At 60.6% G+C, this 16,991-nt stretch carries 16 protein-coding genes; 12 read left to right on the top strand and 4 right to left on the bottom strand.

The window, feature by feature from the left end; translation table 11 throughout:
- Positions 1 to 104 precede the first annotated feature (104 nt).
- Positions 105 to 1,499 carry an MFS transporter gene (locus GJA_RS03875; protein ID WP_038498622.1) on the bottom strand — a complete coding sequence of 465 codons (1,395 nt, stop codon included), beginning with the start codon at positions 1,497 to 1,499 and terminating at the stop codon, positions 105 to 107.
- A 116-nt stretch (positions 1,500 to 1,615) separates the two neighbouring features.
- On the opposite strand from GJA_RS03875, the gene GJA_RS03870 reads away from it, so the two are divergent.
- A complete protein-coding gene (locus GJA_RS03870; protein ID WP_038489017.1) occupies positions 1,616 to 2,476 on the top strand; it encodes a LysR family transcriptional regulator in 861 nt (286 codons plus the stop codon).
- A gap of 226 nt (positions 2,477 to 2,702) precedes the next feature.
- Entirely contained in the window at positions 2,703 to 3,110 is a 408-nt protein-coding gene (locus GJA_RS27090) for a hypothetical protein (RefSeq protein WP_144241416.1), read from the top strand.
- 6 nt (positions 3,111 to 3,116) lie between these two features.
- Here the strand turns inward: GJA_RS27090 and GJA_RS03860 are convergent, their stop codons facing one another.
- A complete protein-coding gene (locus tag GJA_RS03860; protein ID WP_038489013.1) occupies positions 3,117 to 3,674 on the bottom strand; it encodes a DUF1697 domain-containing protein in 558 nt (185 codons plus the stop codon).
- A gap of 12 nt (positions 3,675 to 3,686) precedes the next feature.
- On the bottom strand, positions 3,687 to 5,258 hold the full coding sequence (locus GJA_RS03855; protein WP_038489009.1) for a sensor histidine kinase: 1,572 nt from the start codon (positions 5,256 to 5,258) through the stop codon (positions 3,687 to 3,689).
- 222 nt (positions 5,259 to 5,480) lie between these two features.
- Here GJA_RS03855 and GJA_RS03850 point away from each other — a divergent pair, with 222 nt between their 5' ends.
- Both GJA_RS03850 and GJA_RS03845 read left to right on the top strand, forming a co-directional pair.
- Positions 5,481 to 5,852, top strand: a complete 372-nt coding sequence (locus tag GJA_RS03850) for a hypothetical protein (RefSeq protein WP_038489006.1) — start codon at positions 5,481 to 5,483, stop codon at positions 5,850 to 5,852.
- Positions 5,849 to 6,706, top strand: coding sequence for an HDOD domain-containing protein (locus GJA_RS03845; protein ID WP_038489003.1), 858 nt, complete (start codon positions 5,849 to 5,851; stop codon positions 6,704 to 6,706). Before GJA_RS03850 ends, GJA_RS03845 begins: the two co-directional genes overlap by 4 nt.
- Positions 6,707 to 6,814: 108 nt before the next feature.
- Here GJA_RS03845 and GJA_RS03840 read toward each other — a convergent pair whose 3' ends face one another.
- Positions 6,815 to 7,141 (bottom strand): hypothetical protein, encoded by a 327-nt coding sequence (locus GJA_RS03840; protein WP_038489000.1) that lies wholly within the window; start codon positions 7,139 to 7,141, stop codon positions 6,815 to 6,817.
- A 542-nt stretch (positions 7,142 to 7,683) separates the two neighbouring features.
- Here GJA_RS03840 and miaB point away from each other — a divergent pair.
- The 8 genes from miaB to glyS all read left to right on the top strand — a co-directional run bounded on the left by miaB (position 7,684) and on the right by glyS (position 16,983).
- A complete protein-coding gene (gene miaB / locus GJA_RS03835) occupies positions 7,684 to 9,051 on the top strand; it encodes a tRNA (N6-isopentenyl adenosine(37)-C2)-methylthiotransferase MiaB (protein WP_038488997.1) in 1,368 nt (455 codons plus the stop codon).
- Positions 9,048 to 10,109 (top strand): PhoH family protein, encoded by a 1,062-nt coding sequence (locus GJA_RS03830; protein ID WP_038488995.1) that lies wholly within the window; start codon positions 9,048 to 9,050, stop codon positions 10,107 to 10,109. The genes miaB and GJA_RS03830 overlap by 4 nt, the downstream gene beginning before the upstream one ends.
- Entirely contained in the window at positions 10,093 to 10,557 is a 465-nt protein-coding gene (gene ybeY, locus GJA_RS03825; protein ID WP_038488993.1) for an rRNA maturation RNase YbeY, read from the top strand. The genes GJA_RS03830 and ybeY overlap by 17 nt, the downstream gene beginning before the upstream one ends.
- A gap of 191 nt (positions 10,558 to 10,748) precedes the next feature.
- Positions 10,749 to 11,153 (top strand): DUF4259 domain-containing protein, encoded by a 405-nt coding sequence (locus GJA_RS03820; RefSeq protein WP_038488990.1) that lies wholly within the window; start codon positions 10,749 to 10,751, stop codon positions 11,151 to 11,153.
- Positions 11,154 to 11,275: 122 nt separating this feature from the next.
- Positions 11,276 to 12,154, top strand: coding sequence for an HlyC/CorC family transporter (locus GJA_RS03815; protein WP_038488987.1), 879 nt, complete (start codon positions 11,276 to 11,278; stop codon positions 12,152 to 12,154).
- An 86-nt stretch (positions 12,155 to 12,240) separates the two neighbouring features.
- On the top strand, positions 12,241 to 13,767 hold the full coding sequence (gene lnt / locus GJA_RS03810; RefSeq protein WP_144241415.1) for an apolipoprotein N-acyltransferase: 1,527 nt from the start codon (positions 12,241 to 12,243) through the stop codon (positions 13,765 to 13,767).
- A gap of 149 nt (positions 13,768 to 13,916) precedes the next feature.
- A complete protein-coding gene (gene glyQ / locus GJA_RS03805) occupies positions 13,917 to 14,849 on the top strand; it encodes a glycine--tRNA ligase subunit alpha (RefSeq protein WP_038498619.1) in 933 nt (310 codons plus the stop codon).
- A 31-nt stretch (positions 14,850 to 14,880) separates the two neighbouring features.
- A complete protein-coding gene (glyS, locus tag GJA_RS03800) occupies positions 14,881 to 16,983 on the top strand; it encodes a glycine--tRNA ligase subunit beta (protein WP_038488982.1) in 2,103 nt (700 codons plus the stop codon).
- The last annotated feature ends 8 nt before the right edge of the window (positions 16,984 to 16,991 follow it).

Below are 16,991 nucleotides of genomic sequence, written 5' to 3'. Positions count from 1 at the left end.
CCCAATAACGATCAAATAAGCTGGATGGGAACACTATATCAAACAATATATTGTGCACCAATACGGTGCAACTAAAAACAACAGTGTTTTATTTATGCATGACTTTATACATGAACCGCCACTGGATGGGCCAGCCCCACCCGGCACCAGTAGGCAATCGCCGCGGCGGCGAGCAGCAAGCATGCCGAGGCAAACATCGCGCCGCGGATGCCGGCCATGATCTCCAGCCCGGAACCGAACGCAACCATGGAACCGAATACGGCCACCCCCATTGCGCCGCCGACTTGCCGCGCCGTATTGAGCACCGCCGACGCGGTGCCAGCCTGGTGCCGGCCGACGCTGGACAAGATCGACGTGGTCATCGCCGGCACCGCCAGTCCCATGCCGGCTGGAATCAGCGCCAGCCCCGGCAACATCTGTAAAAACGTGGCGTCGGAAGAAATACCGAACCCGCCCAGCAAGGCGTAACCGCTACAGCCGATCAAGCCGCCCCATACCATCGGCGCCCGCAAACCGGTGCGGACCGACATGGCGCCGCTGCTGATATTCGAAATGATGAAGGTGCCCGTCAGCGGCAAGAAGGTCAGCCCGGTTTCCAGCACCGAAAAACCGCGCACTTTTTGCAGGTAAAAACTGAACACGAAAATGATGCCGTAATACGAGAAATTGACCAGCACGCCAAACAGTACGGCGCCGGAAAAGCCGATTTGACGGAACAATACCAGCGGCAACATCGGCGCCGTGCTGCGCCGCTCGACCAGCAAGAACGCGATGCCGGACAGCAGCGACAGCAACAGCGCGCCACGCACCAGGTAATGATTCCAGCCCAACGCTTCCACCTCGATCACCGCGCCGATAAAGGCGGTCAGGGTGATAATCGCCAGCAACTGTCCCGGCATGTCGAACGAGCGGCCCGGGTCCTTGCCCTGCATGACCGGCACCACCTTGCGTGTCAAGAAAAAGCCGATGATGCAAATCGGCACATTGACCCAGAAAATACTGCGCCAGCCAGCCACCGACAATAACAGGCCGCCGATCACCGGCCCGGCCGCGATCGCCGCGCCGCCGGTGGCGGTCCACCAGCCGATCGCCTTGGCCAGCATCTTTTTGTCATGCGCATACGAAAAATTAAGAATCGACAAAGAACTCGGCACCAGCAGCGCCGCGCCGATGCCCTGGATGGCCCGGGCAATATTGAGCACATCGGCGACCGGCGCCGTGGCGCAGCCGACCGATGCGACGGTGAACAGGGCGAAGCCGGTCAGGAATACTTTTTTGGCGCCGAACTTGTCGCCCATCACGCCGGCCGACAACAGGAATACCGCAAAGCCGAGCGTGTAGGCGTCGACCACCCATTGCAGATCGCTGACGCTGGCCCCCAGTTGCTGGCCAATTTGCGGCAAGGCCACATTGACGATGGTGACGTCGAGCTGGACGATGATAAAAGCAAAACTGCTGGCCAACAGGATGGCGGGCGAGGGGCGTTGATGCGCTTGCATGAAGGAATCCATGATGAGACTGCGGTGAATGATGACTTCACTATAAAACCCTATTCACATTTAAAAAAATGAATAATAATGAAGTCGTCAATCACAAATAGAGAATGGAGAAGGGGATGGACTTATCGGCATTGCGGATCTTTAAAGCCGTCGCGGAAGAAGGCAGCGTCACCAAGGCGGCGGCCAGGTTGCACCGTGTGCAATCGAATGTGTCGGTACGCCTGACGCAACTGGAAGAGTCGCTGGGCGTGACGCTCTTCCACCGCAGCGGGCGGCGGCTGCTGATCACGGCGGAAGGCGCGCGTTTGCTTCAATATACCGACCGTTTGCTGCAATTGGCCGATGAAGCGGAAGCTTCGATGCGCGGCGACCGCAGCCCGTCCGGCAAGCTGCAAATCGGCGCGATGGAAACCACGGCCGCCGCACGCATGCCGTTTTACCTGGCGAAATTTCACCGTGCCCATCCGGAAGTCGAGCTGCTGCTCGATAGCGGCCCCACCGACTATTTGCTGCAAGCGGTGCTCAGCTACCGGCTCGACGTGGCGCTGGTCGCGGCGCCGGTCGAGCGGCCGGAGCTGGAACAAATGACGGTATTCGAGGAAGAACTGGTGCTGCTGACCGACCAGGAGCATGACCCGGTCGTCACGCCGCACGATGTGCGCAAGAAATCCTTGCTGGTGTTCCGCGCCGGCTGCGCCTACCGCCGCAAACTGGAAGGCTGGTTTGCCGAAGCCGGCGTCGCCACCGTGCGCACCATCGAGTTCGGCACCTTCGAAGCCATCATCGGTTGCGTCGCGGCCGGCATGGGCGTGGCGCTGATGCCGAAGGAAATACTGCGCCGGCGCGACCTGGCCGATACCGTCCAGGTCCACCAGCTGCCGCCAAGCGTGGCGCAGATCAGCACCGTGCTGGTGTGGCGCCGCGACGTGGTACGCCATCCGGCGCGGCAAGCGTTTGCCGACAGCTTCCTCGCGTGACGAACGACTTGGGGCGCCCGCTGAGCTGGGTAGAAATATTATTAAATAACAATTGAGACAATGAATAATAATATTGATTATGCGCAAATAAAAAATATGGCAAATTTACTATCGATGCTTTAATATCAACTGGACGATAAAAAATCGCGCTATCACCACTCAGGTAGTTAGCGTATGACGCCAGGGGTAAGAAATGACACTATTTGGATCTGCACACACGATCATCTTGGCGCTCGCATGCGGCTTCGGCGGTGCGGCGCAGGCTGCTCCATTCAGCGCCGGCATCGATGAGCCAGCCCTGTACCAGACGTTTTCTTGCGACGTTTATGCCGATTGCGGCGCCAGTCCGGACTGGAATGGCAGAGGGTTGACAGCCCGGCGCACTCCATGGGAGCAGCTGGATGCGCCGTATGGCCGGCTCCTTGAGAGCTTGCAAAACGATAACTATATGGCACCCGCGCTGAATCCGCCTGCCGGCCGGGCATATTCGCAGCAGACCCCATTTGCCGCCTACCTGGCCGGCATCGGCGTCACGCCCGTGCCGGAAGCGCCGGTCTCCATCATGCTGCTGGTCGGCCTGGGCTTGCTGCTATTGTCCGGCCACGAAGCGAAGTATGAAAAATTTTCCTTGTAAGCGATATCAGAGCACGGCCAGCTGGCCTGCGAGCAAGGCATGCAATTTATTCATCGTCGACCAGTTGCGCGACGTGACGGCGTCGCCCAGCAACACGCCCAGCGCAGTCGCGGCGCGGCTGGCCAGCACGCCGCCCGGACACCAGACATAGGCCGCCCACTGCCCGACCGCCAGTGCTTCCGGCGCCCAATCCTGCCGCAGCAAGGGCTCGATGCGCTGCATGTCGGCCGCATCGTTGAGCACCGACACCAGCAGCCGCGACGGATCGTCGGCCAGCGCCTGCAAGCTGTTTTGCTCGATGATGGCGGCAAATTGCGCGGCGTCGAGCACGGTGGCGCGCGCCGCCACGCCCAATTTCAGCACCAGCGCCTCTTCGATGCGGATCGCCGACTCGGCCGGCGGCACGCCGCCCGCGCCAAACACCACATTGCCGCTGTTCAAGACGGTACGCACGTCGGTATAACCGAGGTCGCCCAATAATTTGCGCAAGTCGGCCATCGCTACCCGCTTGGCGCGGCCGACGTTTATTCCGCGCAGCAATGCTACTTGTTGCCCTGTATCCATCAATTTCCTCCTTCAGCCTGGCGTGGCGGCGGCCTCGTCGCACATCGGCGTCACGCGCGGCATGCGCAGCAAGAAGCTGGCGCCCTGTCCCAAGGTACTGCTCACCGAGATGGTGCCGCCAAACTGCTTGGCAATCAAGTTAAACACGATATTTAATCCCAGTCCGGTGCCGCCCTGGCCGCGCCGGGTCGTCACGAAGGGATCGAAGACGCGGTCTATCATGTCCGGCGCGATACCCTTGCCATTATCGCTGACACACATTTCGATCCAGTCGCCGCCATCGCGGCGGGCCCGGATATCGATGACGCCGGCCATCTCCGCATCAAAAGCATGTTCCAGGCAATTCAAGGTCAGATTGGTCAGCACTTGCGCCAGCGCACCCGGATAGCTGTCGAGCACAATATCTTCAGGGCAGTGAATGACGATCTGCACCTGGGTCTTTTTCAAGGTCGGCTGCAAGCTGGCCATCACCTCTTCGATATAGTCGCGCAAGCCGAACTGGCGGTGCGCCTCGCTGACCTGGTCGACCGCGATTTGCTTGAAGCTGTGGATCAGGTGCGCCGCGCGGTAAGCGTTGTTCATGATCAGGCGCGCGCTTTCGCCGGCCGTTTCGAGGTAGCGCAAGATATCCGATTTCCTGACCGCGCCGTCCTGCACCGCCAGCAGCACGCTGTCGGTGGCGTCCTTCAGCACCGAGGCGCTGGTCAGCGCGATGCCGACCGGCGTATTGATTTCATGGGCCACGCCGGCCACCAGGCTGCCGAGCGAGGCCAGCCGTTCAGATTGCAGCAGCGATTCCTGGGCGCGCCGCAATTCATCCATCGCCTGGACCGTCGCTTGCTGCGAACTGCGCGCCGCATCTTCCGCTTCGCGGATGCGTTCGATGATCGATTGCAGTTTGCGCTGCACCGCGTTAAAGCCGCGGATCACGTCGCCCAGTTCGTCGCGCCGGGTTTCCGGCAATTCCTCGACTTCGTCGCTGCCGCGCGTGGCCAGGTCGAACAAGCCATCGCGCAATTGTTTCAAGGGGCCAAACACGATACGCAAGCTCAGCACCAGCGCCGCCACCAGGATCAAGTCGAGCAGCAATACTTCCATGACCTTGCGCCGGACTTCGGCGCGCAGCGCGGTATCGATCTGATCGCGGCTGAAATTGACCACCACCCGGCCGACAATCACCGGCTTGCTGTTGACGGAGGTGGCGACGGCTTCGCGGAACACCAGCGGCGCCTCGGCTTGCGCACCCGGCATGCCGTTATCGGCGGCCAGCGCCACCACCATGCCGGTGGCGTTGCGCATTTTCCCGGAAAACAGGCCGACCGAGGAATCGTAGACACGGATCGCCACCAATTCCGGCGGCAACATTTCCGCTGCAACAATGCTGTCGACCTTGGACTTATCCAGGTCCCACAGCGCCGACGGCAAGCTGGTTTGCAGGCGCGTCAACACGCCCTGGCGCAAGCGCTGGCTGCCTGCCTCCAATTCCCTGGCCAGCGTATATTGGGTATAGCTGCCGGAAATGCCAAGCACCAGCGTGACGATCACGACAAACAGCAGAGTCAGCCGGACTTGGATACGCACCATGAAAACACTCCCGGGCCAGTGCCCGGACTGGCGGCGCACGGCAAGAAATATAAGAACAGCAAGAACCTGTTATCCAAGAATGTACGTGATGACCCCTTTCTTGGCAAGACGAAAACCTTGCCGCCAGCGTTTGCGGAGCGCCGCCAGCGAAGCTTTGATATGAGCCCAAGACATTGCGACAAAGCAATGGTAATATCTTCAAACCAAAATTAAGGACTCACCATGCCGGCCAAACATCAACACCTAGCGCTGGAACAAGTTACACCAGGAATGATTTTATCGGACCAATTATTAGGTCTGCAGGGCCAGGTTTTGCTGCCGCAAGGGACCGTGCTGACCGAATCCATGCTGGCCAGCCTGCCGCGCTACGGCATCGAAATGTTGCCGATCCTGCTCACGTTAGCGCTCTCGGAAGAAGAAGTGGCCGCCGCGCGCCAGCGCCGCCTGGAACGCCTGACGCATTTGTTCCGCAAACACAATCTTGACGCAGACAGCGAGCCAGGCCAGGAGCAAAACCAGGACGGCCCGGACGCGACCAGCTTGTTGCGCAGTGTCGTCACCGCTTACCGCTCCGGCGCGCAGGAGCCGGCATGAGTACCGAACCGATCATGCCGCTGAGCTACGACGAGATCGTGCAGCACCTGGATGACTTGCCGTCGCTGCCGGCGGTGGTGATGGAATTGCTCAACAATATAGACCAGGAAAATATCGATATCTCGGTACTGGCCAAGAAGGTGTCGTACGACCAGGCGCTGACCGCCAAGACGCTGCGGCTGGCCAATTCCTCGCAATACGGCTTGCAAGTGAAAGCCACCACGATCCAGCAGGCGATCACTTACCTGGGTTTCCAGACCACCCGCAACCTGATCACGGCGGCGGCCATCACCGGCTGCTTCCCGGAAGGCGGCTGCAAGGGTTTCGACGACAAGGCGTTCTGGCGCCATTCGATCGCCACCGCCGCCTGCGCGCGCATCCTTGCACGGCATATCCGCTTCAACCAGGATTACGCGTTCACGGCCGGCTTGCTGCACGATATAGGGCGGCTGGTGCTGGTCAGCAGTTTTCCGCAACATGTCGAGCAAGTGCTGGCCTACCGCGCAGCCCACGATTGTTATCTGCTCGATGCGGAACGGGACGTGCTGGGAGTCGATCATGTGCAAGCCGGCGTGGCGCTGGCCGAACACTGGAATTTTTCGGATACGATGCGGCTGGCGATTGCCTGGCACCACGAGCCGGAGACGCAGGGCGCGGGCTTCCTGGCCTCGATCATACACGTCGCCGATGCGATCGTGCATGCGCTTGACCTGACGCAGGTGGTTGACGATCTCGTGCCGCGGGTGTCGGATGTCGCCTGGCATGCATTGGGCCTGAACCAGGAAAGTTATCTGAGCGTGTTTCGCGAAACCGAATTGCGCTACGAGGAAATTACCACCGCCTTGCTGGGCTGAGGCAAGACTGTGTTGCAACGGGGGGCAGACTGGACGCCGGAAAGAACTGGACAAGCTGGTTTCCGGCGCCGTTCAAACAACACTTTTTACGCATGGATCACAACCGCGTCAGTGAGCGTAGTTCGATTCCTGGGTATCGGTACGGTCTTCCGCTTTTGGCCGGCCTTGGGCATCGGACAGACGATATTTGGTGCGCCGGTCGCCCATCAAATCGCGCAGGTCGCGGATGCTCATGCCGGTCACTTCATGCATGCGTATCAGCAGCGATGCGCCGACCGGCAAGCGATGATGGCGGATCTTGCTGATCACCGGTGGCGCCACTTCCAGCAGGCGCGACAGGGCGGCATCATTCTTCAACTGCATCTTGCCCAGCAAAATATCGAGCAAGTGGTTAGGGTTGTAGCTTTCTTGGGAAGCAAGAGAATGTTGAGTCATGATTTTTCCTCGTGTAGTGTAGTAAGTGATGAAAATAATGCCGATTCGAACTTAAGGAAGACTTAGTTTCGTCAAATAAGTTCCATAAATTTACGCCTTACCCTGCTGACCTTGGCTATCCCAAACAGGCTGCTTCAAGCTCCGGTCAGACCGGCCCGGTATCGAGGACCACTTCCTGCAACTCCCCCGGAGAAATTGCAATTAATACAATATACTATTCCCATCGACGGTGACCTGCCTGCCAACGCAAATCAAACGTTGTTACATATCAAGCAATCAACTGGTAAGCTTAACAACGATGACATTTCAACACATCGGACGATGTCGCAGCGCACGCAAGAGCCGGGGCGCATTTTTACAACTCATTGTTTTTACAGGGCAAGCTCCCCCGGCGCCTGACCGGGCGCGGCATGGCCGGTTGACACGAATTACGTTAAACTAGCGCCTTGGCGCGTAGTAGAAGTGGCCGGCCTGGCACGCCGGCCCGCGTGGGCAGCAGCATCCATAGACCAGCAGCATCCAGAAAGTAAGCACCCGATTCCATGCAGAAAAAAGTATTCATCAAAACCTTCGGTTGCCAAATGAACGAGTATGACTCGGACAAGATGGCCGACGTGCTCGGCGCGTCGGACGGCCTGGTGCGCACCGAGCGCCCGGAAGACGCCGACGTGATCCTGCTCAACACGTGTTCGGTACGCGAAAAGGCCCAGGAAAAAGTGTTTTCCGACCTCGGCCGGCTGCGTGAATTGAAGCAGGCCAACCCGAACCTGCTGATCGGCGTCGGCGGCTGCGTCGCGTCGCAGGAAGGCGACGCCATCGTCAAGCGCGCGCCATATGTCGACATGGTGTTCGGCCCGCAAACGCTGCACCGCTTGCCGCAAATGATCCAATTGCGGCGCAGCAGCGGCGCGGCGCAAGTCGACATCAGTTTTCCCGAAATCGAAAAATTCGACCACTTGCCGCCGGCCAAGGTCGACGGCGCGTCGGCGTTCGTCTCGATCATGGAAGGCTGCAGCAAATATTGCAGTTATTGCGTGGTGCCGTACACCCGCGGCGAAGAAGTGTCGCGCCGCTTCGAGGACGTGCTGACCGAAGTGGCGGGCCTGGCGGCGCAAGGCGTCAAGGAAATCACCTTGCTCGGGCAAAACGTCAATGCCTTCCGCGGCCTGATGGACAATGGCGAGATCGCCGACTTCGCGCTGCTGCTGGAATACGTGGCGGACATTCCCGGCATCGAACGCATGCGCTTCGTCACCAGCCATCCGAAGGAATTCACCCAGCGCCTGATCGACGCCTATGCAAAAATCCCGCAACTGGTGGACCACCTGTATTTGCCGGCGCAACACGGCTCCGACAAAATCCTCGGCGCGATGAAACGCGGCTACACCGGCCTGGAATACAAATCGATCATCCGCCGCATTCGCGCGGTGCGCCCGAACATGGCGATCTCGTCGGACTTCATCGTCGGCTTCCCCGGCGAAACGCAAGCCGATTTCGATGCGATGATGAAGTTGATCAACGATGTCGGTTTCGACAACAGCTACAGTTTCATCTTCAGCAAGCGTCCCGGCACGCCGGCCGCCAACCTGGAAGACGACACGCCGCATGAGGTCAAGCTGGCTCGCCTGCAACAATTGCAAGCCGCCATAGACGCCAACACCAAGAAATACAGCCTGGCGATGGTCGGTTCGGTGCAGCGCATCCTGGTCGAAGGCCGCTCCAAGAAAGACACCGATTCCAGCGAATTGCAGGGCCGCACCGAAAACAACCGGGTAGTCAACTTCGACGCCGGCCCGGACGGCTTGCAGCTGGTCGGCCAGCTGGTCGACGTGCGCATCACCGACAGTTATTCCTACACCTTGCGCGGCGACCTGGTCGCCATCGCCCACGACTTGAAAAGAGCCAGTTGAAAACCAAAGCCCCGATCCAGCCGCATTATTTCATTCCAGAGCCGCTGGACAATACCCGGCTGGCCCATTTGTGCGGACCGCTCGATGAAAACCTGCGCCAGATTTCCGCCGCGCTCGACGTGACCATTTTCCGCCGCGGCGAAAAATTCATCGTCGGCGGCAGCAATGCCGAGCGCGCGGTGCAAATCCTGGAACAGTTCTATGCCATCGCCAACAAGGTGGTGCCGCTGGAAGAAGTACAACTGGCGCTGGTGGAACAGCGCGCCGGCCTGTCGGCCGCGTCCGAACACCACCCGGCCGCCAGCGCCAGCGTGACGCCGTTCATCGAGCCGGACATCGCCAGCCCGGCGCTGAAAACCCGGCGCAGCGACTTGCGCGGCCGCACGCCGCACCAGATCGGCTACCTGCGCAACATCCTGGAACACGACATCAGCTTCGGCGTCGGCCCGGCCGGCACCGGCAAGACGTATCTGGCGGTGGCCTGCGCGGTCGATGCGCTGGAACGCGACGCCGTCAAGCGCATCATCCTGACCCGCCCGGCGGTCGAAGCGGGCGAACGGCTGGGCTTCCTGCCCGGCGACCTGGCGCAAAAAGTCGACCCCTACCTGCGTCCGCTGTACGACGCGCTGTACGATTTGCTCGGGTTTGACCGGACCCAGAAACTGTTTGAAAAACAAGTCATCGAAATCGCCCCGCTGGCGTATATGCGCGGGCGCACGCTGAATCACGCCTTCGTGATCCTCGACGAGGCGCAAAACACCACCGTCGAACAAATGAAGATGTTTTTGACGCGCATCGGTTTCGGCAGCAAGGCCGTGGTCACCGGCGACGTGACCCAGGTCGATTTGCAAAAAAGCCAGAAGAGCGGCCTGGTCGATGCGATCCAGGTGTTGAAAGACGTGCGTGGCATTGCCTTCACGCAATTCAACAGCACCGACGTCGTGCGCCATCCATTGGTCGCGCGCATCGTCGATGCCTATGAGTCGGCGCAAGCCGCCAGCGCCGAGATCGCCCCTTTATTACAAGCAAGCACGATTAAAAATGTCCGAAAAAAATAAATTGTCGTTGTCGGTGCAATATCCCGACACCCGGCTGCAAGCCATCATCAGCCGGCCGAAAGTGCGGCGCTGGGTCAAGGCGGCGCTGCTGGCGCCGGCCGAATTCACCATCCGCTTCGTCGACGCCGAGGAAGGCCGCAACCTGAACCGCGATTACCGCGAAAAGGATTACGCCACCAACGTGCTGACCTTCGCCTACAACGAAGGGGAAGAGCTGGCGGACGACGAGCCGAGCCGGGCCGACATCATCCTGTGCACCGATGTGCTGGAACAGGAAGCCGCCGAGCAAAAAAAATCGGTCGAAGAACACACCGCCCATTTGATCGTCCATGGCGTGCTGCACGCGCAAGGCTACGACCACATGGACGATGACGAAGCGGCCGAGATGGAAGGACTGGAAACCGAGATCCTGGCCAGGCTCGGCATCAGCGATCCATACCAGGAATAAGCGCAGCTAGACGGCAGCGGCGACCGCCGTCGCTCACGGATGATTTACCAGGCCGTGCGGCTTCCGTGGCGCCATCGAAGGTTGGCAAGTGTTTTGCCGCCGAACACGATGCCGGTTTGTGATGGTTGCGGCAACCAATCCTGGCCGGCGTGCCACAATAGCGTTTTGATTGATATTGACAAGGAAACACGATGGCGACATGGTCGGCCGATGCCTTCGGCAACGATTACGCGATGGACTGGGCGCAAGATTTGCAGGAATACAAAAACCTGGAATTGATCGAGACCACCCTCGATAACGTCATCGATAGTCACGAAGAAATACTGGAAGCGCCGTTCGCCGCCGAGGCGCTGGCCGCCGTCGACGTGCTGCTGCGCCTGCTCGGCAAGCCGGGCAGTGAAGACATCGCCGATATCGACGGCTGGGTCGGCCGGCGCCAGCAGAACGTCACACCGCCGCTGATCGGCAAGGCCAGGGCCGCGTTGGCGCGGATCTTGTCGGAACAGTCGGAATTGCGCCAGCTGTGGCAGGAGAGCGAACATTACGACGCTTGGCAAAGCGCCGTGGCAGCGCTGCAAAACGGCTTGCCGGGCTGAGCTGCCGGCGTTTCCTGACAGCCCGGGCGCACTGATCCAAAACATGATTTTGTGACAAAGGCGACCCGGGCACCCCTTTTCGTGTATCCTATATCCCTTCGCAACAACGGCTCACGCCTCCTATGCAAGAGCACCCTAGTGGCGTCAAAACTGACGCCAAGCCCCACCGGTCACTGTTTGAACGCTTGACCGCACTGATTTCCCCCGAGCCCGAGAACCGCGCGGAACTCCTTGAAGTTCTGCACGATGCGCATGAGCGCAACCTGATCGACGCCGACGCCCTGTCGATGATCGAGGGGGTGTTCCAGGTATCCGACCTGTCCGCGCGCGACATCATGGTGCCGCGCTCGCAAATGGATGTCATCGACATCAGCAAGCCGATCGAAGAATGGATGCCCACCGTGCTGTCGACCGCCCACTCGCGCTTTCCGGCGATCGAAGGCGAGCGCGACAAGGTCATCGGCATCTTGCTGGCGAAAGACTTGCTGCGCTATTACGCCGAAGAATCGTTCGACGTGCGCGACATGTTGCGCCCCGCTATCTTCATCCCCGAATCGAAACGCCTGAACGTGCTGCTGCGCGACTTCCGCGCCAACCACAATCACATGGCGATCGTGGTCGATGAATACAGCGGCGTGGCCGGCCTGATCACGATCGAGGACGTACTGGAGCAAATCGTCGGCGATATCGAAGATGAATACGATTTCGACGAAGAAGAAGACAATATCCTGTCGATCAAGGAAGGCCAGCTGGGTTCGCGCTGGCGCGTCAAGGCGCTGACCGAGATCAGCCAGTTCAATGAAGCGCTGAACGCCCACTTGTCGGACGAGGATGTCGACACCATCGGCGGCCTGGTGTCGAACCACCTGGGGCGCATGGCGCACAAGGGCGACGTGTTCGACCTGGGCAACCTGCGCTTCGAAGTATTGCGCGCCGATGCGCGCCAAGTGCATGTGCTGCTGGTCGAGCGATTGCCGGAGATACCCGAACTTGAACTGTAACCCTGAAATGCAAAAAATCTGAAATGCGCTTTCGACGCGCAACCCCCTCCGACCCCGCCAAACCGCCCCGCAGCACCCGGGCGCGCATGCTGATTGCCGCCCTCGCCGGCGCTGCCGGCGTGCTGGCGTTCGCTCCGTTCGGCTACTGGCCGCTGCAAATCGTCAGCCTGGCGATCCTGTTTTACCAGATGTTGCGCGCCAATGGCGTCAAAAGCGGCTTCCTGATCGGCTGGGCCTACGGCTTCGGCTGGTGCGCCGCAGGCATCCACTGGCTGTTCATCGCGCTGCACCGCTTCGGCGGCTTGCCGTCGGTGCTGGCGGCGCTGGCGATCGCGCTGCTGGCGCTGTTCATGGGCCTGTACGTGGCGCTGGCGATGGGCGCGGCGGCGTGGCTGCGCAAGCGCTGGATCTTGTCGCTGCCGCTGACCACGCTACTGGTGCTGCCGTCGATGTGGAGCTTGTTCGAATGGGTGCGCGGCTGGCTGTTCACCGGTTTTCCTTGGGTATCGGCCGGTTACGCGCACAACACCAGCCCGTTGGCCGGCTTTGCGCCGGTGCTGGGCGTATACGGCCTCGGCTGGCTGGCGGCGCTCAGCGCCGGCGCGCTGCTGCTGTTGATGCATCGCCGCCGCTACCACGCGCTGGCGGGATTATTCGCCTTGTTCGCGGCCGCTTACGGTTTGCAATTTATCGCCTGGACCCATCCGGTCGGCCGCCCGATCAGCGTGCGCCTGCTTCAAGGCAATATTCCGCAAGACGAGAAATTCAGCGTCGAACGCGCCACGGCGACGCTGGACATGTACCGCGACATGATACGCGCCGAACCGGCCGACCTGATCGCGACGCCGGAAACGGCGGTGGCCTGGTTCCCGAAAGACTTGCCGCCCGATTACCTGAGCAGCCTGGCCGAGTATGCGCACAGCAGCAATAGCTACTTGCTGGTCGGCATACCGCTGATGGAAAGCCCGACCGTGTATTCGAATAGCGCACTGGGTTTCTGGCCGATGGCCGGCGCCAAGCCTTATCGTTACGACAAGCACCACCTGGTGCCGTTCGGCGAATTCATCCCGGCCGGTTTCCGCTGGTTTGTCGACCTGATGTCGATCCCGCTGGGCGACTTCCGCCGTGGTCCGGCGGTGCAGCCGCCGTTCAAGGTGCGCGACCAGCTGGTGCTGCCAAATATTTGCTACGAAGACTTGTTTGGCGAAGAAATCGCCGACCAGCTGGCATCGGCGCACAATACCGGCCAACAATCGGCATCGGTGCTGTTGAATATTTCCAACCTGGCGTGGTATGGCGCGTCGGTCGCGATTCCGCAGCATTTGCAGATCTCGCAAATGCGCAGCCTGGAAACCGGACGCCCGATGTTGCGTTCGACCAATACCGGCGCCACCGCCGTCATCGACCAGAACGGCAAGGTGGTCAGCCGTCTGGCCCAGGATACCCGCGGCACGCTGGCGGCGACGGTGCAAGGCATGGGCGGCATGACGCCCTACATCTTGTATGGCAATAACGGTATCCTGGTACTGATCGTCCTGGCGCTGACCGGCGCCTTCCTGCTGGCCCGCGAAGCACGCAAACAGACGGCTGCGGCGCCGGAAAGTAGCCGATAGCATGACATTCGGCTGTAATTTCTGTCTATATCGGCGATACTTGCCGGAAGAGTTACAGCCACCCTTTAAAACCCGCTAAAATTAGCCGCTTTAGCGAACCCTTAGCGTACCCATGCGCGCAAGCCGTGGGAGACGCAGCGATGACGACGATGCTCACATTCCAACAAATTATCCTGACCTTGCAAAACTACTGGGACCAGCAAGGCTGCGCCCTGCTCCAGCCCTACGACATGGAAGTCGGCGCCGGCACCTTCCACACCGGCACCTTCCTGCGCGCGATCGGCCCGGAGCCTTGGCGCGCCGCGTATGTGCAGCCGTCGCGCCGTCCGAAAGATGGCCGTTATGGCGACAACCCGAACCGCATGCAGCATTACTACCAATACCAGGTGGTCTTGAAACCGGCGCCGGAAAACATCCTCGACCTGTATCTCGGTTCGCTGGCGGCGCTGGGCCTGGATTTGCAGCAGAATGACGTGCGTTTCGTCGAAGATAACTGGGAAAGCCCGACCTTGGGCGCCTGGGGCCTGGGTTGGGAAGTCTGGCTGAACGGCATGGAAGTGACCCAGTTCACCTATTTCCAGCAAGTGGGCGGCCTCGATTGCAAGCCGGTGCTGGGCGAAATCACCTACGGCATCGAGCGTCTGGCGATGTATTTGCAGGGCGTCGAAAACGTCTACGACTTGGTCTGGACCGAATGGCAGGAAAACGGCATCAGCAAGAAGCTGACCTACGGCGACGTGTTCCATCAAAACGAAGTGGAACAATCGACCTACAACTTCGAACACGCCAATACCGACTTGCTGTTCAGCCAATTCGCCAACGATGAAGCGGAAGCCAAGCGCCTGATCGAATTGCAACTGACCTTGCCGGCCTACGAGAAAATCATGAAGGCGTCGCACAGTTTCAATATGCTGGACGCGCGCGGCGCCATTTCGGTGACCGAACGCGCCGCCTATATCGGCCGGGTGCGCACCCTGTCGCGCCTGGTCGCGCAAGCGTATTACGATTCGCGCGAACGGCTCGGCTTCCCGATGCTGCCGGCCCAGCCAGCGCCTGCAGCCAGCGCCCCAGGCAGCGTGTGACTTCCCGATCAGAACCAGACCAGAATACAATATGAACCACACACTCTTAATCGAATTACTGACTGAAGAATTGCCGCCGAACGCGCTTGCCAAGCTGGGCGCCGCGTTTGCCGCAGGCATCGTCAATGGCTTGAAATCGCGCGACTTCCTCGAAGCCGACAGTATCGCCACCACCTATTCCACGCCGCGCCGCCTGGCGGTCTCGATCAGCAACGTGCGCGAAGTATCGCCGGACAAGGCGATCCGCGAAAAAGTGCTGCCGGTGTCGGTCGCGCTGGATGCGAATGGCAACGGCACGCCGCCGCTGGCCAAGAAACTGGCCGCGCTGGGGTTCCCGGATGTCACCGTGGCCGAACTGGAACGGGCCGCCGACGGCAAGGCTGAAAGCTTCTTCTACAGCTACAGCGCGCCCGGCAGCAAGCTGGAAACCGGCTTGCAACTGGCCTTGGCCGAATCCGCCGCCAAGCTGCCGATCCCGAAAGTGATGAGCTACCAGCGTCCGGACGGCAGCACCGTGCAATTCGTGCGTCCGGTGCACAGCCTGATCGCCTTGCATGGCGTCAATATCGTACCGCTGACCCTGCTGGGCCTGTCCGCCGGCCGCAGCACGCTGGGCCACCGCTTCCTCAGCGATGGCCAGGCGATCGTCATCAAGCACGCCGACGACTACGCGGCGGTGCTGGAAAGCGCAGGCAAGGTGATTGCCGGCAACGAGACCCGTAAAGACAGCATCCGCGCCCAATTGCTGGCCACTGCCGGTACCGACCAGGTGCTGATGCCGGAAGCGCTGCTCGACGAAGTGACCGCGCTGGTCGAATGGCCGGTGGTGTACGCCTGCCATTTCGAAGAGGAATTCCTGGCCGTGCCGCAGGAATGCCTGATCCTGACCATGCAAACCAACCAGAAATACTTTGCGCTGACCGACAGTGCCGGCAAGCTGCGTTCGCGTTTCCTGATCGTCTCGAACATCGCTACCGGCACGCCTGAGCACATCATCGGCGGCAATGAGCGCGTGGTGCGCCCGCGCCTGTCGGACGCCAAGTTTTTCTTCGAGCAAGACAAGAAGAAAACCCTGGAATCGCGCTTGCCGCTGCTGGCCAACGTGGTTTACCACAACAAGCTGGGCACCCAGGCCGAACGCACCGGCCGCGTCACGGCGCTGGCCGGCATCATCGCGGCGCAACTGGGCGCCGACGTGGCGCTGGCGGAACGTGGCGCCTTGCTGGCCAAGGCCGACTTGCTGACCGACATGGTCGGTGAATTCCCTGAATTGCAAGGCATCATGGGTACCTATTACGCTCGTCACGACGGCGAAGCGGAAGAGGTGGCGCTAGCCGCGTCGGAACATTACCAGCCGCGCTTTGCCGGCGACAGCTTGCCGACCACCAACACCGGCACCGCCGTGGCGCTGGCCGACAAGCTGGAAACCCTGGTCGGCATCTGGGCCATCGGCTTGCAGCCGACCGGCGACAAGGACCCGTTCGCGCTGCGCCGCCACGCGCTGGGCGTGCTGCGCATGTTGCTGGAAAAACGCTTGCCGCTGTCGATCAACGGCTTGCTGTCGGCCGCCGCGGCGCAATTCGCGGCCGTGCCGGGCTTCAAGGATCCGGTCGCCGAAGTGACTGCCTTCATGCTGGACCGCCTGCGCGGCATCTTGCGCGAACGGGGTTTCTCGCCAAATGAAATCGAAGCGGTGGTGGCGCAGCACCCGGATCGGCTGGACGACATCGTGCAGCGCCTGGAAGCCGTGCAGGCGTTTGCCGCCTTGCCGGAAAGCGCGTCGCTGGCCGCCGCCAACAAGCGCATCACGAATATCCTGAAGAAAAACGAAGAAGCGCTGAGCCAGGTCGCCGCGAGCGGCGTCAATGCCGCCTTGCTGCAAGACGCCGCCGAGCGCAACCTGGCCGCCGCGGTCGTGCGGGTACAGCCGCAAATCGATGCAGCCTTCGGCAGCGGCGACTTTGCCGGCACGCTGAAAACGCTGGCGCAATTGCGCGACGATGTCGATGCGTTCTTCAACGATGTGATGGTGATGGCTGAAGACTTGGCCTTGCGCAATAACCGTCTGGCGCTGTTATCGTCGCTGCACGGCATGCTGAACCGGGTTGCCGACATTTCGAAACTGGCGGCATAAATGGGAAC

Origin of the sequence: Janthinobacterium agaricidamnosum NBRC 102515 = DSM 9628 (genome assembly GCF_000723165.1) — a bacterium.
Lineage (GTDB): Bacteria > Pseudomonadota > Gammaproteobacteria > Burkholderiales > Burkholderiaceae_D > Janthinobacterium > Janthinobacterium agaricidamnosum.
The sequence above is the reverse complement of the archived record's forward strand: the minus strand, read 5'-3'. Positions and strand labels throughout refer to the sequence as shown.